Source organism: Halobacillus mangrovi (genome assembly GCF_002097535.1).
Lineage (GTDB): Bacteria > Bacillota > Bacilli > Bacillales > Halobacillaceae > Halobacillus > Halobacillus mangrovi_A.
The window spans coordinates 2,081,940-2,106,414 of record NZ_CP020772.1; the positions used below are offsets into that span (position 1 = coordinate 2,081,940).

24 protein-coding genes and 1 pseudogene are annotated in these 24,475 nt (G+C 40.4%); 21 read left to right on the forward strand and 4 right to left on the reverse strand.

Annotated elements, in window-relative coordinates; all coding sequences use genetic code 11:
• Positions 1-191: 191 nt before the first annotated feature.
• Both HM131_RS10115 and HM131_RS10120 read left to right on the forward strand, forming a co-directional pair.
• Positions 192-1,511 carry a cytochrome P450 gene (locus HM131_RS10115; RefSeq protein WP_085029641.1) on the forward strand — a complete coding sequence of 440 codons (1,320 nt, stop codon included), beginning with the start codon at positions 192-194 and terminating at the stop codon, positions 1,509-1,511.
• 69 nt (positions 1,512-1,580) lie between these two features.
• Complete coding sequence (locus HM131_RS10120) at positions 1,581-2,693, forward strand: NAD(P)/FAD-dependent oxidoreductase (protein ID WP_085029642.1); 1,113 nt, start codon at positions 1,581-1,583, stop codon at positions 2,691-2,693.
• 608 nt (positions 2,694-3,301) lie between these two features.
• Here HM131_RS10120 and HM131_RS10130 read toward each other — a convergent pair.
• The 3 genes and pseudogenes from HM131_RS10130 to HM131_RS10140 form a co-directional block, all read right to left on the reverse strand.
• On the reverse strand, positions 3,302-4,750 hold the full coding sequence (locus tag HM131_RS10130; protein ID WP_085029644.1) for a DHA2 family efflux MFS transporter permease subunit: 1,449 nt from the start codon (positions 4,748-4,750) through the stop codon (positions 3,302-3,304).
• Between the two features lie 155 nt (positions 4,751-4,905).
• A pseudogene (locus HM131_RS10135) lies at positions 4,906-6,276 on the reverse strand (UDP-glucose dehydrogenase family protein).
• Between the two features lie 20 nt (positions 6,277-6,296).
• Positions 6,297-7,436 (reverse strand): glycosyltransferase family 4 protein, encoded by a 1,140-nt coding sequence (locus tag HM131_RS10140; RefSeq protein WP_085029645.1) that lies wholly within the window; start codon positions 7,434-7,436, stop codon positions 6,297-6,299.
• Between the two features lie 975 nt (positions 7,437-8,411).
• Between HM131_RS10140 and HM131_RS10145 the strand changes: the two genes are divergently transcribed.
• The gene (locus HM131_RS10145) at positions 8,412-9,452 is read left to right on the forward strand and encodes a dipeptidase (RefSeq protein ID WP_085029646.1); all 1,041 of its coding nucleotides are present in this window, start codon (positions 8,412-8,414) and stop codon (positions 9,450-9,452) included.
• A 43-nt stretch (positions 9,453-9,495) separates the two neighbouring features.
• On the opposite strand, the gene HM131_RS10150 is transcribed toward HM131_RS10145, so the two are convergent.
• A complete protein-coding gene (locus tag HM131_RS10150; RefSeq protein WP_085029647.1) occupies positions 9,496-10,416 on the reverse strand; it encodes an aldo/keto reductase in 921 nt (306 codons plus the stop codon).
• 109 nt (positions 10,417-10,525) lie between these two features.
• Between HM131_RS10150 and HM131_RS10155 the strand changes: the two genes are divergently transcribed.
• The 18 genes from HM131_RS10155 (at position 10,526) to spoVAD (ending at position 24,475) form a co-directional block, all read left to right on the forward strand.
• Positions 10,526-11,071: an NUDIX hydrolase gene (locus tag HM131_RS10155; protein WP_085029648.1), complete on the forward strand. Its 546-nt coding sequence runs from the start codon at positions 10,526-10,528 to the stop codon at positions 11,069-11,071.
• Entirely contained in the window at positions 11,068-12,246 is a 1,179-nt protein-coding gene (locus HM131_RS10160; protein WP_085029649.1) for an endonuclease Q family protein, read from the forward strand. The genes HM131_RS10155 and HM131_RS10160 overlap by 4 nt, the downstream gene beginning before the upstream one ends.
• A 69-nt stretch (positions 12,247-12,315) precedes the next feature.
• Positions 12,316-12,954 carry a stage II sporulation protein M gene (gene spoIIM / locus HM131_RS10165; RefSeq protein WP_085029650.1) on the forward strand — a complete coding sequence of 213 codons (639 nt, stop codon included), beginning with the start codon at positions 12,316-12,318 and terminating at the stop codon, positions 12,952-12,954.
• A 113-nt stretch (positions 12,955-13,067) separates the two neighbouring features.
• Positions 13,068-13,544, forward strand: coding sequence for a ferric iron uptake transcriptional regulator (fur, locus tag HM131_RS10170; protein WP_085029651.1), 477 nt, complete (start codon positions 13,068-13,070; stop codon positions 13,542-13,544).
• A gap of 245 nt (positions 13,545-13,789) precedes the next feature.
• Entirely contained in the window at positions 13,790-14,008 is a 219-nt protein-coding gene (locus tag HM131_RS10175) for a YqzK family protein (RefSeq protein ID WP_085029652.1), read from the forward strand.
• A gap of 7 nt (positions 14,009-14,015) precedes the next feature.
• Positions 14,016-14,903: a site-specific tyrosine recombinase XerD gene (gene xerD / locus HM131_RS10180; protein ID WP_085029653.1), complete on the forward strand. Its 888-nt coding sequence runs from the start codon at positions 14,016-14,018 to the stop codon at positions 14,901-14,903.
• Positions 14,904-15,001: 98 nt separating this feature from the next.
• Positions 15,002-16,180 carry a phosphopentomutase gene (gene deoB / locus HM131_RS10185; protein ID WP_085029654.1) on the forward strand — a complete coding sequence of 393 codons (1,179 nt, stop codon included), beginning with the start codon at positions 15,002-15,004 and terminating at the stop codon, positions 16,178-16,180.
• 13 nt (positions 16,181-16,193) lie between these two features.
• Positions 16,194-17,015, forward strand: a complete 822-nt coding sequence (locus HM131_RS10190) for a purine-nucleoside phosphorylase (protein ID WP_085029655.1) — start codon at positions 16,194-16,196, stop codon at positions 17,013-17,015.
• Positions 17,016-17,039: 24 nt separating this feature from the next.
• On the forward strand, positions 17,040-18,341 hold the full coding sequence (locus tag HM131_RS10195) for a pyrimidine-nucleoside phosphorylase (protein ID WP_085029656.1): 1,302 nt from the start codon (positions 17,040-17,042) through the stop codon (positions 18,339-18,341).
• A 103-nt stretch (positions 18,342-18,444) separates the two neighbouring features.
• The gene (locus HM131_RS10200) at positions 18,445-18,831 is read left to right on the forward strand and encodes an HIT family protein (protein WP_085029657.1); all 387 of its coding nucleotides are present in this window, start codon (positions 18,445-18,447) and stop codon (positions 18,829-18,831) included.
• A 160-nt stretch (positions 18,832-18,991) separates the two neighbouring features.
• A complete protein-coding gene (locus tag HM131_RS10205) occupies positions 18,992-20,167 on the forward strand; it encodes a D-alanyl-D-alanine carboxypeptidase family protein (protein WP_085029658.1) in 1,176 nt (391 codons plus the stop codon).
• Between the two features lie 91 nt (positions 20,168-20,258).
• Complete coding sequence (gene spoIIAA, locus HM131_RS10210; protein WP_085029659.1) at positions 20,259-20,624, forward strand: anti-sigma F factor antagonist; 366 nt, start codon at positions 20,259-20,261, stop codon at positions 20,622-20,624.
• On the forward strand, positions 20,609-21,049 hold the full coding sequence (gene spoIIAB / locus HM131_RS10215; protein WP_085029660.1) for an anti-sigma F factor: 441 nt from the start codon (positions 20,609-20,611) through the stop codon (positions 21,047-21,049). The genes spoIIAA and spoIIAB overlap by 16 nt, the downstream gene beginning before the upstream one ends.
• Before the next feature lie 10 nt (positions 21,050-21,059).
• Positions 21,060-21,806 (forward strand): RNA polymerase sporulation sigma factor SigF, encoded by a 747-nt coding sequence (sigF, locus tag HM131_RS10220; protein WP_085029661.1) that lies wholly within the window; start codon positions 21,060-21,062, stop codon positions 21,804-21,806.
• A gap of 129 nt (positions 21,807-21,935) precedes the next feature.
• Positions 21,936-22,553, forward strand: coding sequence for a stage V sporulation protein AA (locus HM131_RS10225; protein ID WP_085029662.1), 618 nt, complete (start codon positions 21,936-21,938; stop codon positions 22,551-22,553).
• On the forward strand, positions 22,540-22,950 hold the full coding sequence (locus tag HM131_RS10230; RefSeq protein WP_085029663.1) for a stage V sporulation protein AB: 411 nt from the start codon (positions 22,540-22,542) through the stop codon (positions 22,948-22,950). The genes HM131_RS10225 and HM131_RS10230 overlap by 14 nt, the downstream gene beginning before the upstream one ends.
• Before the next feature lie 58 nt (positions 22,951-23,008).
• On the forward strand, positions 23,009-23,452 hold the full coding sequence (gene spoVAC, locus HM131_RS10235) for a stage V sporulation protein AC (RefSeq protein ID WP_408607132.1): 444 nt from the start codon (positions 23,009-23,011) through the stop codon (positions 23,450-23,452).
• Positions 23,453-23,464: 12 nt separating this feature from the next.
• A complete protein-coding gene (gene spoVAD, locus HM131_RS10240; RefSeq protein WP_085029665.1) occupies positions 23,465-24,475 on the forward strand; it encodes a stage V sporulation protein AD in 1,011 nt (336 codons plus the stop codon).

The window sequence follows — 24,475 nt, forward strand, 5'->3', positions numbered from 1 at the left end:
TTCCCGCTTTTTCACCTTGACATCTAGGACATTGAAGACTTCTATAACTTTTAAGATCCAGAAACAGCTGGCTGGTGATCTGTCAGCGGTAGGGTAGTTGGAGAGGAGCATTTCTAATTGAAATGCTCCTTTTTATGGAATAATTATGCTTATAGATCCGTAGTCTTTCTATAGTTGAGAGGAGGTTTACGATGATAACGGTAAGAAGTGGTAAGCCTTGGGGACATATGAGGTCGTTTAGAAAAGACCCTCTGTCATTTTTACAGATGGCGGCAAAATACGATGATGAAATCGTATCTTTTCGTTTAGGCCACAAGTCAGTGAAGTTACTAGTCCATCCTTCCCTAGTTAAGGAAGTGCTGGTATCAAAGGCTGATTGTTTTCACAAATCGAAGCCTTTTCAAGAACTAGAACCGTTATTGGGCAATGGGTTATTGCTAAGTGAAAACCCTACTCATCAAAAACAGCGCCGCCTTATTCAACCCTCCTTTAGACCTGCACATATTAAAAAATACGCTGATTTAATGGCAGAGAGTACGAGGTGTTTCCTACAAGACTGGGGTGAGCGAGAAGAGCGCTGGATATCGAATGATCTGATGGAATTAACATTGGAAATTATCTCTCAAACGATGTTAGGAGTTGATATCGAGAACGGCCATGAACTGGTAGGTAAACCACTGGAAACTGTGATGGAGATTGCTACAAAGCGAATTCGCTCAGTAGTACGTTCCCCTAAATCTTGGGGGACAACAGATAATATTGCATTTAAACAGGCTGTCGATCAGCTTGATGGAATCGTCTCTAAAATCATAGAAAATAGGCATGTCAATAAATCTAACGCCGAAGATCTTTTAGGAGTTTTGATACAGTCACAAGAAACTTCAACAGAAAAAATGGAAGTAGAGCAATTACGAAATGAAGTAATGACTATTTTGCTGGCAGGACATGAGACCACAGCGACCGCTCTTACATGGACGATGTACCTCCTCATGACTAATAAAAATATTTATCAGAAAGTGCAAGCTGAGGTAGATCGATTATGTAAGAATGACATACCCGCATACGAGGAGGTCAATCATCTCGAGTACACAGAGAAAGTATTGTTAGAGAGCTTGAGGTTATATCCGCCTGCCTGGTTAATCGGGCGTCTGGCAATTAAGGAAGTAATGATCGGGGAGTATCAGTTTAAAAGGGGACAGACAGTGATGATTAGCCCATACATCATGCAGCGAAACTCACGTTACTTTGAAGAGCCTGAACGTTTTAATCCTGAGCGTTTTGTAAAAGGCAAATTACAAAAGGTTCCTGAATATGTATATTTCCCGTTTGGAGGAGGTACTCGCGTTTGTATTGGAAAACATTTTGCAATGTTGGAAGCCATTATCGTTCTTGGAGCACTTATGAAGAATTTTAATTTCTATTTCAATAAAGAAAGTATTATAAAAGCAGATCCGCTTATTACTTTGCGACTCAAACAAGGGCTGCATGCTTATGTTGAACGCAGGAAGTAGATTGTTCAATCCATCAAATTTCGGTACAATCGGATGAGAATTTGAATTTTATACGAAATAGGTGGCTACATGAAACATATTATCATTGGGGCGGGAATTTTAGGCGCTTCTACCGCTTATCATCTTGCAAAAGAGGGCGAGGAAGTTGTCATCATAGATCGAAAAGATCCAGGACAAGCAACTCAGGCTGGAGCAGGGATTGTATGCCCATGGCTTACGAATCGCAGTAATGAAGCATGGTACAGACTTGTGTTGGAAGGGGCAAGGTATTACCCATCTTTAATTAAGGATTTAGAATTAGAGGGAGAAACCGAAACAGGATATGCTAATGTTGGAGCAATTAACATCTTTGATACAGAAGAAAAGCTTAATAAGAAAATGGAAGTGGCTAACAAGCGTAAGGAAGAAGCACCGGAAATGGGAGAGATTACAAAGCTTTCTTCAGAAGAAACAAAAGAGCTTTACCCCCCTGTTTCTGATAAATATGGATCTGTCCATATTAGCGGAGCTGCACGAGTAAATGGGGAGGCCGTTTGTAAAGCCCTCCTTCGAGCAGCCCAAAAGAATGGAGCTGTTTTTATTAATGGGAACGCTCAATTGGAGGCAAAGGGTTCCGAAGTAAAGGGAGTTCTTGTTAACGGAGAAAAAGTTTACTCGGATCAGGTTATCGTTACGAACGGGGCCTGGGGTAGAGAGTTATTCAGTTCTTTAGACTTGTATCCAAAGATATCCTTTGAGAAAGCCCAAATTGTCCACTTGAAACTACCAGGGGCAGATACAGAACATTGGCCTGTCATGCTTCCTCCATTTAATCATTACATGCTGGCTTTCGGAAACGGAAAGGTAGTAATTGGTGCTACAAAAGAGAAAACAAATCAGTTTGATACTCGAGTGACTATGGGGGCTGTTCATCAACTATTAAATAAAGCGTTGAAGGTGGCTCCAGGGTTAGCGGATGCTACTTATGTGAGAACCAAAGTCGGCTTCAGACCTTTTACACCGGGTTCTTTGCCTATTATCGGCTACGCTCCTCAATATGACAATATTCTTGTAGCTAATGGGCTTGGGGCTTCTGGACTTACTAGCGGACCATACATCGGATCAGAACTAGCCAAACTTGCTATCGGTAGAAAAACAAATCTTCATTTACCAGATTACGAAGTCAAGAACGCCTTCCAATAACTCTTTGAAATAGACTGTATTTAACATTGTGTTTTGCAATTCTATCTTCATCTATATAGCAGGATAGTGGAAGAATTGATTTCGAGGTACTGCGAGCTTTCCATTGCCCTAAGTAGAATTTGGCGTTCGGAAAAATCACTCGCTTTCCGTGGGCATGTGCTGAGCCTCCTCGAGCTAATGCTCTCCGGGGTCTCACCTATCATGTTCATCCCACAGGAGTCTCGCAATTTCTCCGACCCCCTTACGGTTGTTGGGAGTAACGGACAATTTATTGGTACCAAAATCTATCAGTAATTTAGGAAATTGAACCCTCCTTACTCCCATTAAATGGGGCCGTTCATTACACTATAGAGGGGTTGGATGGAAAACAGCGAGACTCCCGCGGGAGAAGAACTTAGGCGAGACCCCACATTGAGCGCAGCGAAAGAGGAGGCTCGCCAGTTCCCCCGCAGGAAAGCGAGTTGTTTTCCAGCCAACCTTACGCTTATTACGCAACGGCCCCTGCATATCTCGAAGTTAAGTCTTCAAGATAATGAGGCGTATCTACTAGAAAGAGTTAATCCATGCAGAGATCAAAGAAAAGTACACGCGGATTTGGCGGGTGCTTTTTAAGCATGTTCAACTTCACGTTGAGTGTCAGTTTGTTCTTTTGTTTCTTCGTTTTCTTCTTCAGGTGGAGACGTCTTTTTGACGAAGAAAGATAGCACAATGCCGAGAATTGATAAGGCTGTGACTACGAAGAATGCAACATTCACACCATGGATGGAAGGATAATCAATGGTTGGTGTCTGTTGAGCCCGCTGAGCTGTAGTAGTCATAACTGTTACCAGTATAGCCGTACCTACAGAAGCTGCTACCATTCTCATCGTATTGCTCATAGCTGCTCCATGCGGAATCAATTTCCTTGGTAGTTGGTTCAATCCAGCTGTAGTGACGGGCATCATTACCATAGAAAGTCCAAACATTCTAATTGAATATAAAATTGTAATCGATGTGAAGGTTGTCTGGATATCTAAGAACGAAAATGCTAGAGATGCGCCAGAAATAATTGTCAATCCAATGATAGCCAGCCAACGTGCACCGATACGGTCAAAAATTCTACCTGTAATAGGTGACATGAAAGCTGTAATAACTGCTCCAGGTAAGAGAGCCAATCCGGATTCAAAAGCACTGAAATCGCGCATGTTTTGCATATAGAGTGGTATGAGGGTTTCAGCACCAATCAGTCCCATAAATGTAATCATTGCAATGACTGTAGTAATTGTGAAAATGGGATATTTAAAGACTCTAAATTCAAGCATCGGGTGCTCAAGCCGTAGCTGTCTTAAGATAAATACAGTTAACGTCACAGCTCCTAGTACAAGTACGCTTATAGTTATGGGGTGAATCCATCCTTCATTACCAGCAACGGTAAACCCGTACAGCAAACTTCCGAATCCTATCGAGGATAAAATAATGGAAACAGGATCTACTTTAGGAAAAGTCAATTCTGTTACGTTTTTCAATATGAAATAAGCAAGAACGATAATCATTAGAGCAAGAGGTAAGATCATCCAAAATAAGAAACGCCAAGAATAATTTGCGGTCACCCATCCCGATAAAGCTGGCCCTATCGCAGGGGCAAAGGAGATAACTAGACCAATATAGCCCATTGCGGCGCCACGCCTATTAACTGGGAATATCAGTAAAAATACCGTCTGCATTAATGGAAGCATCACTCCAGCACCAGTGGACTGAATAATCCTACCTATCAACAACAAAGGAAAGTTCGTCGCTATTCCACCTACAACAGTACCTAAACTAAATATGGACATTGCGGCAATAAAAAGCTGCCTCGTTGAAAAGCGTTCAATTAGAAATGCGCTGACAGGGATCATAACCCCATTTACAAGCATGAACACTGTAGTCAGCCATTGACCTGTATTTGCTGATATATCAAACTCTTCCATAATAGGAGGAATGGCTGTAATCATAAGGGTTTGGTTTAATATAGTGATAAATGAACCAGTTAAAAGCAGTGCGGCTATTAAAATTTTGCTATAACCATGGGAAGTCAACCGGACCCTCCTCCTTAAATAATAGAATCAATTCTATCATTATACTTTTATTGGAAGAATCGAACAAATGATTCGCTTTAGCTTCTTTGAACATTTATTAATTAACAAGTAATTTATTATGTAAACAAAAAATTAAGTCCTGAATATATCAGAACTTAATTTTGGGATGAGGGTTGGCTGCTTTTTAGTTTTTTTCTATTTACGTTTATTTCGGGAGATTCCGTTTCATGTAGTACAGCAGTACGGCCGATAGAGTAATACTCGATTCCTGCAGATTTAGCGTTGTCAATTGAATAGCAGTTACGGCCATCAAATAAGACTGGAGACTTCATTTTATTTTTATATTTTGATAAAGGAAAATCCACAATTTCTTTCCAATCAGTGGCTATTATGGCTAAGTCTGCTTCCTGTAAAGCTTCTTCCATATTTTGAGCGAAAAATATCGGATGGATGCTCTTTACATTGGGCATGGCTATTGGATCATAAGCTACTACGTGTGCGTTTTGCTTTAATAGACTTTTAATAATTGAAAGAGATGGAGCGTTACGAACATCATCGGTATTTGGTTTAAATGAGAGTCCTAACAACGCCACCCGTTTGCCTTCCAGACTGCCAAACCTTTTAAGTGCTTTTTCAACAAGGACCTCTTTTTGCCTGTCGTTAATTTGGTTAACCGCCCGTAATAAAGGTAAATCGACATTCAGTTGAGCTGCCATTTGAATTAATGCCTGAGTATCTTTAGGGAAGCAGGAGGCACCATAACCGATCCCTGCTTTTAGAAACTGCTCTCCAATTCGTTTATCCATTCCCATTCCCGCTGCTACTTCTTCAATATCTGCCCCAAGTTTGGCACAAATCGTAGATATTTCATTAATAAAGCTGATTTTCATTGCTAAGAAGGCATTAGACGATTATTTAATTAATTCAGCTGTTCGTACGTCTGTGTGAAAGGTGGGTAAAGAAAGAGGAGCATAGATAGCCTCGGCAAGCTTGGAGGCTTTCTCGTGATCTGATCCTATTACAATACGATCAGCAAAAAACATATCATGGACAGCTAATCCTTCGCGTAGAAATTCTGGATTAGATATTACGTGAAAATTTCTTGAAGGGTTAAGGGAATTAATAATCTCTTTTACCCTATCACAAGTGCCAACAGGAACTGTACTTTTCATCACGATGAGGGCTTCTTGCTTTATGGCCTCGCCAATTTCAAGAGCTGCTCCATGAATGTAGGTTAGATCAGCGGAGCCGTCTAAGTTGGAAGGGGTGCCTACTGCGATAAAAATAGCTTCTGCGTTTTGAATTCCTTCACTTAGCTCTGTTGTAAAATGCAGCCTGCCTCTTTCAAGATTTATATTCAGTAGTTCTTCCAGTCCTGGTTCGTAAATGGGGCACTTCCCTGTGTTTAGTTTATTAATTTTCTCACCATCCAAGTCAATGCAGGTTACATGATAGCCAACGTGTGATAAACAAACCCCTGTGACAAGCCCGACATAGCCTGTCCCAATTACCGCTAAATCCTTCATGTTAATTCTCCTTAGATTTTTTAGGCGTAGGAAACTAAATGAGCGGTTAATATCTCTTCATAGTCGAGCAGAAGTTGAGAGAATATAGATTCCCATGACCTTGAGAGGGCATAGGTTCGTGCTGAATTATTCATTTTGGTCAATAGCTTTTCATCGTTTAGTAACTTGCTAATGGAGTGAGTGAATTCTTCGACTTGGCCTGGAGTGCATAAGAGACCTGTCTTTCCATTTTCCACAATCTCTTGGACACCGCCAGCTTTAGAAGCAATGACAGGCGTTCCACAGGCCATTGATTCTAATACGACATTTCCAAAAGTTTCAGTCGTTGAGGGGAATATAAACAGAGAAGAACCAGCGTAGATCTGAGTGAGCATTCTACCTTTTTGGTAACCTGTAAACGTCATATTTGTTAGGGCCTCTTTTTCAAGTGATTTCCTGAGTGGACCGTCTCCAACAATGAGCCAGTGCACTTTTCTAGAAATAACATCAGGAAGTTCTTTTGCAATCTTCATTAAAGTATCTAAGTCCTTCTCAGGTGCTAGGCGTCCAACATAAGTTAAGATATACGGAACCTTTATAGAATATTTTTGTTTCAACCATTCTTCCTGAAAATGAGGATGAAAGGAATCACAATCTACTCCTCGACTCCAAATTTTCAAATTCGAAAATCCATGTCTAATCAATTCTTTTCTTGCATCTTCTGAAGGGACAAAAGTCGTACGAAAAGAGTGGTGAAACCAGTGTAAATAACGCCATAATAATTTGGACACTAATGGAAGTTCGTAATATTGAAGATATTGATCGAAATGAGTGTGATAAGAACCGACGATAGGAATATTTAATTTTTTTCCTAAATAAAGTCCGGCAAGTCCGATGTTAAATGGAGTGGCGATATGGATGAGGTCTGGCCTAAAGTGTTCAAGGTTTTTGCGGATTACAGATATGTTTGGAAGAGCCAGTCTGCATTCAGGATAAACAATTAGAGGTACACTGGTAAATCGATAAACCATATCCGAATGAAACGCGCTGTGTTTGGTTTGTGGTGCAAAGAGTCTGTATTCTATTTTTTGACTTTCCAAATAACTCGCCAAGCGCTGCAATGTCTTAGAGACACCGTTAACTTGAGGAATATAAGTATCTGTAAAAATGGCAATTTTCATTTCCCTTACCCCCTTCGAAAATTCTGGCTCTATCGCTATTTATCTATTCAATAGAATGCCGATTATGACACATGGGGAGGCAACTTAATAGAATTAACATAGCCATTACATTATTTACAAAAGTTTAAATTGGTTTCAAGAATGACCATAGCTCAGGTTTTTCTTTAAGCATTACCTGAAATTTCAAAAGGTTTATAGAAAATAAAAAAAGAGGCAGCCGAGAAGGCCGCCTCTTCCGTTGAAGGGGAGTGGGGACATAAATAGGATTGTGCATCAGGATTGTGGAGGTTATCCCCAAAAAATATGTAACTTTTGGGGAGTCCTTACTACACAATTTGCCATATAAGAGGTTTCTTAAATTTTTTATCGAATTCAATAATAGACCGTATAATTTAGATTGATGGGATTGATTATTATATTCCATAAAATAATTAGTTACATAAGTATTAAAGTACAATATAGATAGCTATAAGTTCGGTCACATGGCATACTTAAGCACTTTTCAAAAGAGATTGCTGGCTCATGGCTTTTAACAAGATCATTTTATCTTTGGTTGTCAGCCTACACCAGATACCTGCTTTAATTTTCACTTCTCTCTCCTCCTAATAATGGGATAAAGTACTGGCCATGACAGGATGAACGAATATCTCTTACTATTACTTAGCATATACCGTCATTTCATCAACCGTAAACCACAAAACTTTCTACAATGTTCGAGTTATCAATGGTGCACGATAAGGTTCTGAAGGAATTTTGTCGAATGGCACGTAATTTGAGGTCGAATCACTCCTTTTTTCTAATCTATCATGAAAATCTTGTCGAAAAGTTTTTTAATTCTTTTTACAATATGTATGTTTGATCTTGAAAATAATTCCATAAAGTTAATATAGAGACTGATTCTCCTAATATAAGGATAGATAATGATAGTCAATTGTTCTAATTAAAGATAGAGATATTTTTTAAGGGGGAGAAAAAATGAAATTCATAGATGGACACAATGATACAGTTATAAAAGTGAAAAAAAATGGAATAAAGCGCTTTTTAAAAGGAGATAGATCCGCTCATCTTGATCTTCCTAGAGCTATGGAAGCAGGGTTTGCCGGAGGTTTTTTTGCTATATACACTCCTGATCGATCCGTTTTTCCTCAAATAGAAGACTATCAAACAGCGGAAGGATATCAGCTGCCTCTTTCTGAACCATGTGACCATCATTATGCACACCAGTACACCGATTACATGCTAAACCTCCTACTACAAGCAGAGCAAAACTCTCAAGGAGCACTTAAGTTCGTGAGTAATAAAGAGGAATTACTCAAGTACGTGAATGAAGGTACTATTGCTGGTGTTCTTCATATTGAAGGGGCAGAATCCATTGATCCTGATTTCAAGGCTCTTTACACTTATTTTGATAAAGGAGTTCGGTCACTGGGACCTGTGTGGAGCAGGCCGAATATTTTCGGGGAAGGCGTGCCCTATCATTTCCCTTCTTCACCTGATACAGGAGTAGGTCTTACAAATAAAGGAAAACAATTGGTTGAAAAATGTAATAAGTTGGGCATTATGCTGGACCTTTCCCATATAAACGAAAAAGGTTTCTGGGACCTCGCAGGTATTACAAATGCTCCGCTGGTTGCTACTCACTCAAATGTGCATGCACTCTGTCCCATATCTAGGAATTTGACGGATCAACAAATTGATGCCATAGGTCAATCGAATGGAGTCATTGGTGTTACTTACAGTTTGAATATGCTAAGCCAGGATGGAAAAATTGATGCCAATGTTTCTATGGATGAAATCACAAAGCATATTCATTACATTGCAGACCGTATTGGGATTGAACATGTAGCTCTTGGATCAGACTTTGATGGAACAACGATACCAAGCAAGATAGAAGATGTTAGAGGAGTCCCTGGATTACTGGACCATCTGCAGAAGGAAGGTCTCACCACCAGGGAGCTAAAAAAAGTGAGCATGGATAATTGGCTTCGTGTTCTACAGGATACTTGGAAAGCTTAATAAAAAGAAGAACGAGCTCCAGCCTGGAACTCGCTCTTTAAGTTTACCGATGTTTTTGGTAAGTAATCGGGGACGTCATCGTTTGGATCTCACCAAAGATTTGTTCCGTAAGTGGTGCAGCCTTTAAATAGGTGAGATTCTCTTCAAGCTGCTCTAAAGAACTTGCCCCGAATACCGCTGAAGCCATTGCGGGATGATGAAGGACATATTGAAGAGCCAATGCTGTCGGAGTGCGGTCTTCACTTCCATAATCCTGCCACTTTCTAGTAATTGATTGGATTTCTTCATAGCTGTATTCCAAAAATCCATTTTGTGCTTTTTCCTGTGATTTTTTATGTCCGTTTGAAGATAGCATTCCTTTCGCCAAAGGTCCTCTTGCCAGTACACCAATGTTATTATCTGAAAGCAAATCTAATATTTCCTCTTCAGGTCTCCGATCAAGAGCATTATACTGCATCATAACACTGGCTATATTGGATTTTTCTACGAATCTTCGAATAACATTCGGGCGAATGGAGGAGATCCCATATTCTCGAATCAGACCTTCCTGTTTCAAATCTTCAAACGCTTCAATCGTTTCTTCAATTGGGTCATCAATCGTACCGCCATGCAGCTGATACAGGTCGATATAATCAGTGCTAAGACGCTGCAAACTGTCTTTGACCCCTCGTTTAATATGTTTTTTTGATGGATCCCATGTCCATCCCTCTTGCCCAGGAGTAAAGTTATTTCCAACTTTTGTTCCAAGGATTATGTCTTCTCGTCTGCCTTTAATGGCTTCACCAACAATTTTTTCATTGGTGCCGAAGTCATACAGATCTGCAGTGTCCAAATAATTAATCCCTGCATCAAGAGCGCGTTCAATGATGTATTTTGCTTTGTCACGGTCCGTTCCTAAGGACATGCATCCTAAACTGATTTCTGATACAAATAATTCTGAATGTCCTAGCTGGCGTTTGTTCATTAAGATCATCCTTTCTAAGAAACCTCTCCCCAAGCATATCGAAATTTTCTCTGTTACATCCAGTCCTATGATAAAATGGCGATAGATTGTTCGGGAAGGTGGATATAAAATGAAAAAATTTGAAGAGAAAACATATGAAACGGAAACCATTTATAAGGGGAAGATTGTGCAATTAAATATTGACAGTGTTACTTTACCCGATGGGAATACATCTAAACGAGAATTGATTAAACACCCCGGAGCGGTAGCGGTCATTGCTTTGACTGAAGAAGGGAAATTGATCTGCGTAGAACAATACCGTAAGCCAATGGAAAAAAGTCTGATAGAAATCCCTGCAGGAAAACTTGAAGAAGGAGAAGAACCTAAAACCTGTGCTTTAAGAGAACTAGAGGAAGAAACGGGTTATACGACGGATCACCTTCAATTTCTGACATCATTTTATACTTCACCCGGATTTGCGGATGAGATTGTTCATTTGTATTTTACGGAGCATGTGAAACCTCTTGAAGAGACACCACCAGGGGATGAAGATGAATTTGTTGATCTCTTGGAACTTACCCTTGAGGAAGCAGAGCAGCTTGAACGTGAACAAAGAATCCACGATGCAAAAACGGCTTACGCTCTGCTTTACCTAAAATTGAGGCAGCAAAGATGAGTTTTTTGCGCTACTTTGCAGATCTTCATATTCATATCGGAAGGGATTGGGATGGTAGACCGGTGAAAATTACCGGCTCAAATTCGTTGACCGTTACGAATATTGTTAAAGAAGCAAGTAGAAGGAAAGGTCTCGATATGGTGGGGACTATTGATGCCCAGTCCCCCGCTGTGCAAGAAGAGCTGAAATATTTGATTGGACATGGGAAAGCTGTAGAATTAGCCGACGGAGGAATTAAATACGAAGATACAGTCCTAATACTAGGGTCTGAAATTGAAATCTATGATGATGCATGTAAAGGACCGATTCATGTGTTATGTTATTTTCCTTCTATTGAGAGTATGGAGAAATTTTCTCTTTGGTTAAAGGAAAGAATGAAAAACGTTTTTTTAAGTACTCAACGTTTCTATGGAACAGCCAAAGAGTTACAGGACTATGTAAAAGCTAACGGAGGATTGTTTATTCCTGCCCATATTTTCACCCCATTTAAAAGCCTGTATGGTAAAGGAGTCAGTCACTCGCTTACAGAAGTTTTCGACCCTAATCGTATTGATGCTGTAGAATTAGGGTTAAGTGCAGATCGTGATATGGCAAATCAGATTGCGGAGTTAGAATCTTACACTTACTTAACCAATTCTGATGCTCACTCACTTCGGAATCTAGCAAGAGAGTATCAAGAGATTCTCATGAAAGAAAAGACGTTCAAGGAGCTTAAACGTGCTCTCAAAGGAGAAGGCGGCAGGGGAGTGACTGCCAACTATGGATTGAACCCGCAGATGGGCAAATACCACCTCACTGTATGCGCAGATTGTTTAACCACCTTAATACTAGCGGGTGAAAAATGCCCATCATGTGGTTCTGCAAAAATAGTGAAAGGTGTATCGGAAAGGATTCGCGAATTAAGTAACATGAAGGGACAACAGCGCACACGACCAGATTACTATTACCAAGTTCCCTTATCCTCTTTACCAGGGGTCGGAAAGAAAACCTATGAACGTTTACTAGAATCATTTACCTCTGAGATGGATATTATCCATCGGATCCCGTACAGCGAATTAGTCACAGTCGTTAATGAAAAGGTGGCTGACTTCATCCTTGCCATGAGGGTTGGCAAGCTACGATTCCAACCGGGTGGTGGGGGAAAGTATGGGAAAGTTCTCCTGAATTATGATTGAAGTTGGTCTACTTTTTCTCTCTTTCTCATAGATTGGTCATAGACCGGTTATGAGAAAGGGTGGAATTCAATGCAGCAGGGAATTCGAACGGTAAAAAACGATCTACAAAGCCACACAAACATATTCGTCTTCATTTTTGTGCTATTTATTATGGGGATGGTATTTGGTGCGGTCATTGTAAACAGTATGAATTTTGTACAAAAACAGGATCTGTTCTTTTATCTAAAGCAGTTTTTTATGCAGAATATCGAAATGGATGGAACACCAAAAACGGTTCTCTGGAAAGACAGTATGCTTTATCATGTAAAATATCTTTTGCTCCTCTTTTTATTAGGCATTTCAATCATAGGAATGCCGATAATTACCGTATTACTCTTCATTAAAGGCTTAGTAATCGGATTTTCCGTTGGCTTCCTAGTTAATCAGATGGGATGGTATGGACTCTTAATATCCTCTGTATCCATCGCTCCTCAAAATCTGATTATTATCCCAGCATACTTAATTGCAGGATCTCTAGCCCTTATTTTCTCTCTGACTTTATGTAAGCAGTTGTTTATCAGAAGAGTTCATCAACCGTTATTGAAGGCTTTCACAAGGTATAGCGCCTGGTTTGGCATTTTGTTAGTTGTCTTATTATTTTCTTCCATCATAGAGGTGTTTTTTTCAAATACCATCCTGGAATACGTATTGCGCTGGCTATATAATTAATAGTGGTTACTAAAATGTATCAATTATAAATAATAGATTATAATAATTATAATTTGACACTCGTTCTGTCTCTGATTATAATTAAGTTGGTATTACGAGGGAGGGACGAGCGAATGGAGCATCGTATAGAGAAAATTAAAAAACAGTTGCATTCCCAGAGCTATAAGTTAACACCCCAAAGGGAAGCTACGGTCCGAGTGCTTTTGGAAAACGAAGAAGATCATTTGAGTGCAGAAGATGTTTACCTCCTCGTAAAAGAGAAAGCACCCGAAATCGGTCTGGCTACTGTATATCGTACACTGGAGCTATTAACAGAACTAAAAGTCGTAGACAAAATCAACTTCGGTGACGGAGTTTCCCGGTATGACCTTAGAAAAGAAGGAGCTACACATTTTCATCATCATTTAGTTTGTATTGAATGTGGTTCCGTTGAAGAAATTGAAGAGGATTTATTAGGTGACGTAGAAAATCTTGTTGAAAATCAGTGGGGGTTTGAGGTAAAAGACCATCGTTTAACATTTCACGGTATTTGCCGTGTGTGTCAGAAGCAAGCGGTCACCGCATCCCCATCCAAACAGAATGAAGAATGAATCGAATGCCGCTATTATACATAGTGGCTTTTTATTTTTTGTTCATGGTTTCTACTAGCTTCTAATTGATTCTAACCCATTTCTATTTACAAAAGGAATGAAATCGTGTACGTTTATCCTAGATGCAACAGTTGTTCCTACAACTCTAGCATTTTGACTATCAGAATCGTAATGATTCTCATGTATAATCCCTTGCTTTTTGGGCATATCCTTTTACAAATAGCTTGTAAAAGGAGAGAAAGGTTATGACACACCTGGCACGGAATATGAAGGATTTAATTAAAGTCCTCATTGTTTTTACCATATGTACGTGTGTGTTTTACTTTGCTTTAAGACTTGTACATGAAGAATACGAAAGGCAACATCGGTATGATCCTCCAGGTGGGTCGGCTGTCAAGGTGTACCAGCCAGTCGAACAACAATGGACGGATCGATTGTCGATATTCTTTCGTTTAGGAGAGTAGGTGGAAGATGCAAGATGCATTAGAAGATTTTTTTCACTATTTAACTGTAGAACGGGGATTATCACCCAACACTATTCAATCCTATAAACGGGATCTGACCCAATATAAAAGTTTTCTTCAACAAGAGGCATCGATTTCAAATTGGGAGTCTGTAACTAGAACCCATATTATGCAGTATCTTCATAATTTGAATGATAAAGGACGCTCGGTTGCCACAATAGCAAGGTTGCTTTCTTCTATTCGTCTCTATCATCAGTTCTTGATTCGAGAACAAAGAGCAAGCCAGGACCCTAGTTTACATATAGAGACACCTAAAAAAGAGCGGAAATTACCTAAAGTATTGTCTTCCGATGAAGTGGATAAGCTTCTAAATATTCACGCAAAGGATGCGCTGTCTGCAAGAAATAAGGCAATGCTTGAAATGTTGTACGCTACAGGTCTACGAGTAACAGAGCTGGTTTCATTAAAGGTCAGTGATCTACATTTGACAATGGGGTTTGTCAGGTGCTTAGGAAAAGGTTCTAAGGAACGTATTATACCTTTAGGAGATATGGCTAAGGAAGCTGTTGAGCTGTATTTGGAAATGGGCCGGGGAGAGCTTGTAAAGCAGAAGCGAACAGAAGAGTTATTTGTTAATCATCACGGCAATCGATTAACAAGACAAGGTTTTTGGAAGGTTCTGAAAGCGGTTGCTGTTGATATGGGGATAAAGAAAGATCTTACCCCCCATACACTTAGGCATTCATTTGCCACGCACCTTCTGGAGAATGGTGCTGATTTAAGAGCTGTACAAGAAATGTTAGGACATGCAGATATTTCAACTACACAAATATATACCCACGTGACAAAGACACGTCTAAAAGATGTTTATCGCTCGTACCATCCTCGAGCGTAAACACTTTTTTGCATTTTTAGTTGTCTGACATCCTACAACTTAATGGTGAGCGTAAAATTCAGAAGAAGTGGGAAAGTAAATTTTAGGAGGTATCGATTATGAAACAATTTAAACGCGTATTTTTAGTGGTTATGGACTCAGTCGGAATCGGCGAAGCTCCTGACGCAGAGAGATTTGATGATAAAGGAGCGGATACCTTAGGCCATATTGCCGATCACATGGGAGGACTTAAGATGCCGAACATGGGAGCGTTAGGTTTAAGTAATATCAGAAAAATCAAAGGTATTGACGCAGCTGAAAGCCCTGGAGCTCATTACACGACAATGGTCGAAGCTTCAAATGGGAAGGATACAATGACAGGTCACTGGGAAATCATGGGGCTTTACATTGATCAGCCATTCCGTACGTTTCCAGACGGTTTCCCCGATGAATTATTAAAGGAGATTAAAGAAAAAACTGGACGAGATATTGTTGGAAATAAACCAGCCTCAGGTACAGAGATTATTAAAGAATTGGGCGAGCACCACATGAATACGGGTGATTTGATTATTTATACATCTGCGGATTCGGTGTTGCAAATTGCTGCCCATGAAGAGGTGATCCCTCCAGAGGAACTCTATGAGATTTGTGAGCTGTGCCGTGAATTGACACTTGATGAGAAATACATGATTGGCCGTGTCATCGCTCGCCCATTTGTAGGAAAGCCGGGAGCGTTTGAACGTACTTCGAACCGTCATGACTATGCCCTTAAACCATTTGGACGTACAGTTATGAACGAAATGAAAGATGCCGGTCTTGATGTAATTGCCTTAGGTAAGATTTCCGATATTTACGACGGAGAAGGGGTTACGGAAGCTATACGCACAACAGATAACATGGATGGAATGGATCAGCTCGTGAAGTCTATGGATAAAGACTTCAAGGGAATGAGCTTTTTAAACCTTGTCGATTTTGATGCAAAATATGGTCACCGCCGTGATCCACAAGGATATGGAGAAGCATTAGAAGCGTATGATGAGCGACTCCCTGAAGTTTTAGATAAGATGCAAGACGATGATTTACTTATCATTACAGCCGATCATGGAAACGACCCCGTTCACCATGGTACTGACCATACAAGAGAACTTGTACCACTACTTGTCTATCATAATGGAATACAGAAAGGCCAAGAGTTAGAGCAAAGGCAGACATTTTCTGACATCGGAGCAACCGTTTCAGAAAACTTCTCCATTCAAATGCCTGAGCATGGCAAAAGTTTTTTAAACGAAATCAATTAGGGGTGAGGTAAACATGTACCAATTAAAAGTAAAAGAAGCAGCTGATTTTATTCAAACACAAATTAATACAGAACCAACTGTTGGGTTGATTTTAGGTTCAGGTTTAGGGGTTTTAGCTGATGAAATAACTAATCCCACTACCATTGTTTATGGGGACATTCCACATTTCCCTGAGTCCACTGTTTCGGGACACAAGGGGCAGCTTGTTATCGGAGAACTTGAAGGGCGTCAGGTAATCGCGATGCAAGGCCGTTTCCACTATTACGAAGGTTATACTATGCAGCAGGTTACCTTTCCTGTACGAGTTATGAAAGAACTAGGAGTGGAAACGCTCTTTGTGACGAACGCTGCTGGTGGAATTAATGAGGCATTTGAACCTGGTAACTTGATGATCATTACCGACCATATTAATAATATGGGGGATAGTCCGCTTATTGGTCCTAACGATGAAAAGATGGGGCCGCGCTTTCCTGACATGTCAGAAGCGTATGATCGAGCTCTTATTGACCATGCCAAGCAAAGTGCTGAGCGACTTAACTTAAAAGTCCAGCAAGGTGTATATGTAGGAAATACCGGCCCTGCTTATGAGACGGGAGCGGAGATCCGTATGCTTCGTACGCTTGGCGGTGACGCAGTAGGTATGTCTACAGTTCCTGAGGTTATGGTGGCCAATCATGCAGGGCTCCGTGTTCTCGGAATCTCTTGTATCTCGAATATGGCTGCAGGAATTCTCGATCAACCACTCACTCATGATGAAGTAATCGAAACCACAGCACAAGTTCGAGAAGATTTCTTGAATTTTGTAAAAGAAGCATTGATGACATTGCCGGCATAAAACAAACAGTAAAGGGTGAATCAGATGAGAATGTACGACATCATCGTCAAAAAAAGAGATGGCGGGGAATTAACTAAAGAGGAAATCTATTTCTTTATTGAAGGGTACACCAAAGGGGATATACCTGATTATCAAGCCTCTGCTCTTACGATGGCGATTTATTTCCAGGGCATGACTCAAGAGGAGACAGCCACGTTGACACAAGCAATGGTTGACTCTGGAGAAACCATTGACCTGTCCGCTATTAAAGGACATAAGGTAGATAAACACTCTACAGGTGGTGTAGGGGATAAAGTTACGTTTATCGTTGGTCCACTTGTGGCATCAGTTGGCATACCTGTAGCGAAAATGTCAGGTCGCGGTCTTGGTCATACTGGTGGAACGCTAGATAAGCTGGAGTCCATTGAAGGCCTTCAAATCGAGATGACAAAAGAGAAGTTTATTGAGAACGTGAATAAGCATAAATTAGCAGTCGCAGGTCAAACAGGAAATTTGGCTCCAGCGGATAAAAAGCTTTACGCTTTACGTGACGTTACGGGAACAGTTGATTCTCTTCCGTTGATCGCCGGTTCAATTATGAGTAAGAAGTTGGCTTCAGGAGCAGACAGTATTGTACTAGATGTTAAAACAGGTTCAGGCGCATTTATGAAGACGCTAGATGATTCTGAAAACCTTGCGCGTGAGATGGTTAATATCGGCAATAACCTGGGACGTAATACGGTTGCTGTCATTAGTGATATGAACCAGCCACTTGGATTTGAAGTTGGAAATGCTAATGAAATCAGAGAAGCGGCGGAAATTCTTCAAGGTAAGAATGTTGAGGACCTAAGAAAGCTTTCATTGGAGATTGCCTCTCATATGGCAGTGCTTGCAGAGGTGTTTAGCACCTATGAGGAAGCATACCAGGCACTTGAGGCTAATATTGAAAATGGTAAGGCTTTCCAATCATTACGTACGCTTATTGAGTCTCAAGGTGGAAACGTGAACATGATCGACGATTTAGACAAGCTCCCTAAAGCGAAATATGATATTGAGGTGAAAGCGAACAAGAGTGGTTATGTGTCTGCGATTGACGCCGAATCTATAGGAATTGCAGCTATGTACCTCGGTGCAGGTCGTGCAACAAAAGATGATGTCATCAATCACGGTGTCGGAATCACTTTAAATAAAAAAATCGGTGATAGAGTTGAAGAAGGCGAAGCTCTTGTCATCCTTCACAGTGACGAAGAGAGCGCGAGTGACTCCATTGGAAAAGTGCAAGAAGCATATGCGATCACTGAGGAGAAAGTAGAAAAACCAACTTTGATTCATAATATCATCAAATAATAGTAGTGAAAGTCTCGGCTTCAGCCGAGACTTTTTTCACATTCCAGTCACCTGATCTTTGTTTATGATAAAGTAATTGTATGAGTAAGACGGGGGGAGAAGAATGAAAGAATGCGTTTTTTGTCATCCAGAATTAGATGAAGAGCAGCAGGTGGTTTTTGAAAATAACAGTTGTTTATTTGTGCAAAAAGATCAGCGTGTACTCAAAGGTTCCGGCTTAATCATTCCTAAAACTCATAAACCTACTGTTTTTGATTTAAGTATGGAAGAATGGGTAGACACTCAAGCCATGCTGTTAAAAGTAAAGAAATGGCTTGATAGAGAATGGGTCCCAGACGGTTACAATATTGGTTACAACTGTGGGGATGTAGGCGGCCAACATATTTTTCATGCACATTTACATGTAGTTCCAAGATTTAAAGAAGAACCTTTTGCTGGTCGCGGGATACGTCATTGGTTGAAACAAGAAGAGAATAAGCACCGTACATAGGAAATACAAGGCTCTGCTAAAGCAGAGTCTTTTTCGTTTTTGGTAAAGAAATTTTAATGTAGGAGCGTCATTTAGCTTCTGTTTATTCCTCCAAATTTTGTATAGAAGAGATAGGAAAGGGAAAAATAGGCTCACTTACAGTTAATTGGAGGTCAATAGAATGCGAAAATTCATCGGTTTAACGCTTGCTTTAACTTTAACTTTTACATTATTTCAGCCTTTACAAAGTTTTGCGGAGGAGAAAGGTTCCTCTGAGCTAGTCCGTTCTGCTAAAACAGCAATTTTGATGGAGAAAAATAGTGGCATGACTCTATATGAGAAAGATTCAAATAAGAAATTACCACCAGCTAGTATGACAAAAGTCATGACACTTCTATTAATTATGGAAGCACTTGAAAAAGAAAATTTAAAATTGGATGAGATGGTACGGATAAGTGAACATGCAGCCTCGATGGGTGGATCACAAATTTTTCTTGAAGCCGGAGAAGAGATGGCAGTTAAGGACTTGTTAAAAGGAGTAGCAGTTGCTTCTGGGAATGATGCAAGTGTAGCTTTAGCCGAGAGAATCGCAGGTACAGAAAAAGCATTTGTAGAACAAATGAATGAAAAAGCTAAATCTTTAGGTTTGAAGAATACTCATTTTGAAAATCCGACTGGACTACCTGCAGATGGACATTATAGTACAGCTCACGATATGGCTGTAATGGCACGGGAATTGCTCTTGCACGATGCTATAACAGAGTATACGAAGATTTATGATGATTACTTAAGAAAAGGCCAGGAAAACGAATTTTGGCTTGTTAATACTAATAAATTAATTAAGACTTACCCTGGCATGGACGGTCTGAAAACCGGGTTCACTTCTGAAGCAAAATATTGTCTGACTGCATCAGCCAAGCGTGATGATATGCATATGATTGCTGTTGTAATGGGAGCAGAGACTCCTAAAGATAGAAATGCGGATGTTACAAGCTTGCTGGACTACGGTTTTGGTCAATATGAAGGGGTTAAGCTCCATTCAAAAGGTGATACGTTGAAGACCATTAAAATCACTCGTGGTAACCCTGGGGATGTAAAACTTTCACCGGAAAAAGATGTTGTCATTTTGAAGAAGAAAAGCCAGAAAGAAGTTCAGTACGAAACTGAGTTGAAGGTTGCAAATTCCAAAGAACTTCCTATGGATAAAGGTACTCATATGGGCTGGGTGATCATTAAAAATAATGAAGGAGAAGTAGCGAAAGTTCGCCTGGAAACATCAGGGAAGGTGAATAAAGCAGGCTTCTTTGAACTATGGCAGCGCTCATGGAGGAATTTGACGAGTGGTCAGAAGTTTTAGCAGTTCTTCACTAGTATTGTTTTAAGGAAGGAAATTCAATCTGAGTGTGCGAAAGACTTAATGACTCTTATTAGATAGAGGAGGAAAACCATTGAGTCTTCATTCAGAATTTGTAACTAGAGAAAATGTATTGATCGTCAGGCTTCAAGGGGAACTTGATCACCATGAGGCTAGCAAACTTCGGGAAGAATGGCAGTCACATTTAAAAAGAAGCCATGTAGATCACGTCATTGTCAATTTAGAAAAGCTAACGTTTATGGATAGTTCAGGACTGGGCGTCATGTTAGGAAGATATAAAGAGGTACAGGCTTTAGGAAATGAAATGATTATTTGTTCCATTTCTCCTGAAGTGAAACGTCTATTTGATCTATCAGGAATGTTCAAAATCGTAAGGCTTGTCGACAATGAATCCTTTGCTTTAGAAATGCTGGGGGTGGCTTCATGCGAAATGAAATGACGCTTGAATTTTTAAGTGTGAGTGAAAACGAATCATTGGCCAGGGTGTCAGTTGCTGCTTTTATCAGCCAGATCAATCCTACGATGGAAGAGTTGACAGATATTAAGACGGTTGTATCTGAAGCCGTCACGAATGCGATCATACATGGTTATGAAGATCGTAAAGATCAGAAAGTCATGCTCTATTGTTCCATCGAAGATGAGCAAATTGAGATCGTGATTAAAGACGAAGGACATGGTATTGAGAATGTTGATGTGGCTAGAGAACCATTGTACACTTCAAAACCTGAGTGGGAACGTTCAGGGATGGGCTTTACAATTATGGAAAATTTCATGGATAAGGTGGATATTCAATCAGAGCCTGGGGCCGGTACAACGGTTCGTATGACGAAGCAGTTAACGTCAACCCGCGCCTTGTGCAATTGAGGGCCGCATCATGAGTGATACAACAAAGGAACGACTAACAGATAAGGACGTCAAAGAACTGATTAGAAAAAGTCAGGCTGGTGATCAGGAAGCGAGAGATTATTTAGTAGAAAAAAATACACGTCTCGTTTGGTCAGTCGTACAGCGTTATTTGAGAAGAGGCTATGATCAGGATGACTTGTATCAAATTGGATGCATAGGATTACTGAAGTCAATAGATAAATTCGACTTAAGTTATGACGTGCGTTTTTCAACGTATGCCGTACCTATGATCATTGGTGAAATTCAGCGCTTCATAAGAGATGATGGCAGTGTAAAAGTCAGCAGAAGCTTAAAAGAACTCAATCACAAAGTGCGTGGAAAAAAAGAAGAATTGATGAAAAAGCTGGGGCGCTCACCGACGGTAAATGAGTTAGCGGAGGAGCTTGATCTGACAAGAGAAGAAATCGTCCAAGCGGAGGAAGTTGGACGAAGTCCTCAATCGATATATGAAACAGTCTACGAAAATGAAGGCGACCCTATTACATTAGTTGATCAGATTGCTGAAGAAGACAACAATTGGTTTGATCAGATCACCTTGCAGGATGTAATGAGCAAGCTGGACAAAAGAGAACGACTGATCATCTATTTAAGATACTACAAAGATCAGACTCAAACAGAAGTAGCAGAGCGATTAGGTATATCACAGGTTCAAGTTTCCCGCCTTGAGAAAAAAATATTAGCAGACATGAAGCAAACCATGAACGACTCGAGTTAAAGCTGTGCCAATTAGGCACAGCTTTTTTTAGTTTATTTGATTTCAAGAACTTTGCTGCCAATTGTATGTTATTTTCCAATCCACACATAATAAAGGCAAGAAATTTTGAAAACGGGAGGCAATAAAACAATGGCGACTCCTGTATATATTCGTATCAAACAATCGATCTATGTGCAGCCTTCTTCGATGATCAAACTCGGTGACATTGCACGTGTGACAGGACCTAAACGACAAGTTCCTGTACTTGAGCAGATGATCCTGCACGAGGTCACAGACGAAGATAGGAACATCGTTGTGATTGATGGATTTATGGTTATTGAACAAGTCCTTACAAAGTATCCTCAGCTGGAAATTGAACTGATCGGTCCGACCCAATGTGTCGTCCACGTGGAAGAGCATAAACGAGAGCCTTCTCTTATCCTAATCAGCCTTATTTGGCTGCTTCTGTTTATTGGTGCAGCCATGGCAATTATGAATTTTCATTACGACGTAAGTATGGGTGCTGTTCAGCAAAAACTGCATTTCATGCTGACTGGTAAAGAGTCAGACCACCCTCTGTGGATTCAAATTCCTTATTCCATTGGTCTAGGGATTGGTATGATATTATTTTTTAATCACTGGTTCCAAAAACGTTTTAATGAGGAGCCTAGTCCTATGGAAGTAGAGATTTTCAACTATCAGGAGGACATGGATCATTATGTAGCAATTAAAGAAAACAAGGTGGAAAAAACGGATGTGGATAGTTGAGGCACTTATCGGTTTAGCTTCGGGAATTGCAGTGGGGACAGGTTTTGTGGCATTTTTAACAGTTCTGGGAATTGTTCCGAGACTTATGCAATTAAGCCATTCAGAGTCGAAACTGAGACATTATGAGGCTGCCGTCATCTTTGGTGTTCTCTTTGGCATCTATTTATCTTTTGGTGACATACCTATTCAAGTGACCTATTTCGGATTAATTATCTGGGGGCTGTTGCATGGCATATTTATTGGGATGCTTGCTGCGGCGCTGACAGAAGTATTGAATGTCTTTCCTCTACTTTTTAAGAGGATTGGAGTAGATGGTTTCTTATTTACTCTTCTGATGGCACTCGTACTTGGTAAAATTGCCGGCTCACTGTTTCAATGGGTGATTTTTACACGATAACTCATAAAAGTGAGAGTTGATATTAAGAAGGAGGAAAAAGTCATTGGGAAAGCAGCAATTGAATGAGAAAAATTTTGAAAAGGTTAGTAAAACGTATCAACCTAAACCCCCTTACCTCATGAACATGATTAAAGCATTTATTGTAGGTGGTCTAATCTGCGTTTTAGGGGAATTACTTACAGAAATGTATGTTCATTGGTTTGATTATAGCGAAAAAGATGCAGGAAATCCTACAGTAGCAACTCTTATTCTAATATCAGCGTTATTAACAGGATTTGGGGTTTATGATAAGCTCGGTCAATTTGCCGGAGCGGGCTCAGCCGTCCCTGTTACAGGTTTTGCGAATTCGATTACTTCAGCTGCTCTTGAGCACAAAAGTGAAGGGTTAGTGCTGGGAGTAGCCACAAATCTGTTTAAATTAGCGGGCTCAGTAATTGTATTTGGAGTTGTGGCTGCGTATATTTTAGGAATTTTACGTTATCTTTGGTCGCTTATTTATTAGGAGGAGTACAACATGGCAAAGACAGGTAAACAATCATGGTCATTTACAAATCCCGTCTATCTGCAATCATCAGGTACGGCTGTTGGTCCTATTGAAGGAGAAGGGCCTTTAAAGGATACGTTTGACCGAATTTATGATGAACTTCATTGTAACGAAGCCAACTGGGAGCTTGCAGAAAGAAGGTTAATGACAGATGCTGTTCATTCTTGTCTGCAAAAGGCAGGGGTAGATGAATCTAATATTGATGTATTTTTAGCGGGAGACCTGTTAAACCAAAATGTAACGGGAAACTATGTAGCGAGGCAATTGGGGATTCCGCTTTTAGGTATGTTCGGAGCTTGCTCTACAAGTATGGAAACTTTGGCAACAGGAGCTGCTCTAGTCGAAGCGGGTTATGCAAAAAATGCACTTGTAGCGGTCAGCTCTCATAACTGTACTGCAGAGCGTCAGTTCAGATACCCGACGGAATATGGTGGTCAAAAACCAAAAACTGCCACTTTTACAGTTACAGGTAGCGGATCGGCGCTTATCTCGACTACACCATCTCCTATTCAAATAGAAGCAGCAACCATTGGTAAAGTCATGGATTATAGTATCAAGGATCCATTTGATATGGGGTCAGCCATGGCTCCTGCTGCATGGGATACGATTAAAACCCACCTTGAAGATATGGGCCGTGTTCCCAGTGATTACGATGTAATCGCAACGGGTGATCTCTCCTCGGTAGGTACACCTATTCTTAGAGATATGATGGAACAGGATGGCTACGATATCACTCCTGTCCATCAGGATTGCGGCCTTTTAATATATCATTCAGATCAACCCGTTTTCAGCGGCGGAAGTGGTTGTGCCTGTTCAGCCGTAGTCACTTATGGAAAGTTGATCAATGAACTGAAAGCAGGAACCTATAAACGGATACTGGTCGTTGCAACAGGTGCTCTCATGAGTCCTACGATGATCCAGCAAAAGGAATCCATTCCCGGTATTGCACATGCCGTTGTGTTAACGAAAGGGGACGATTAA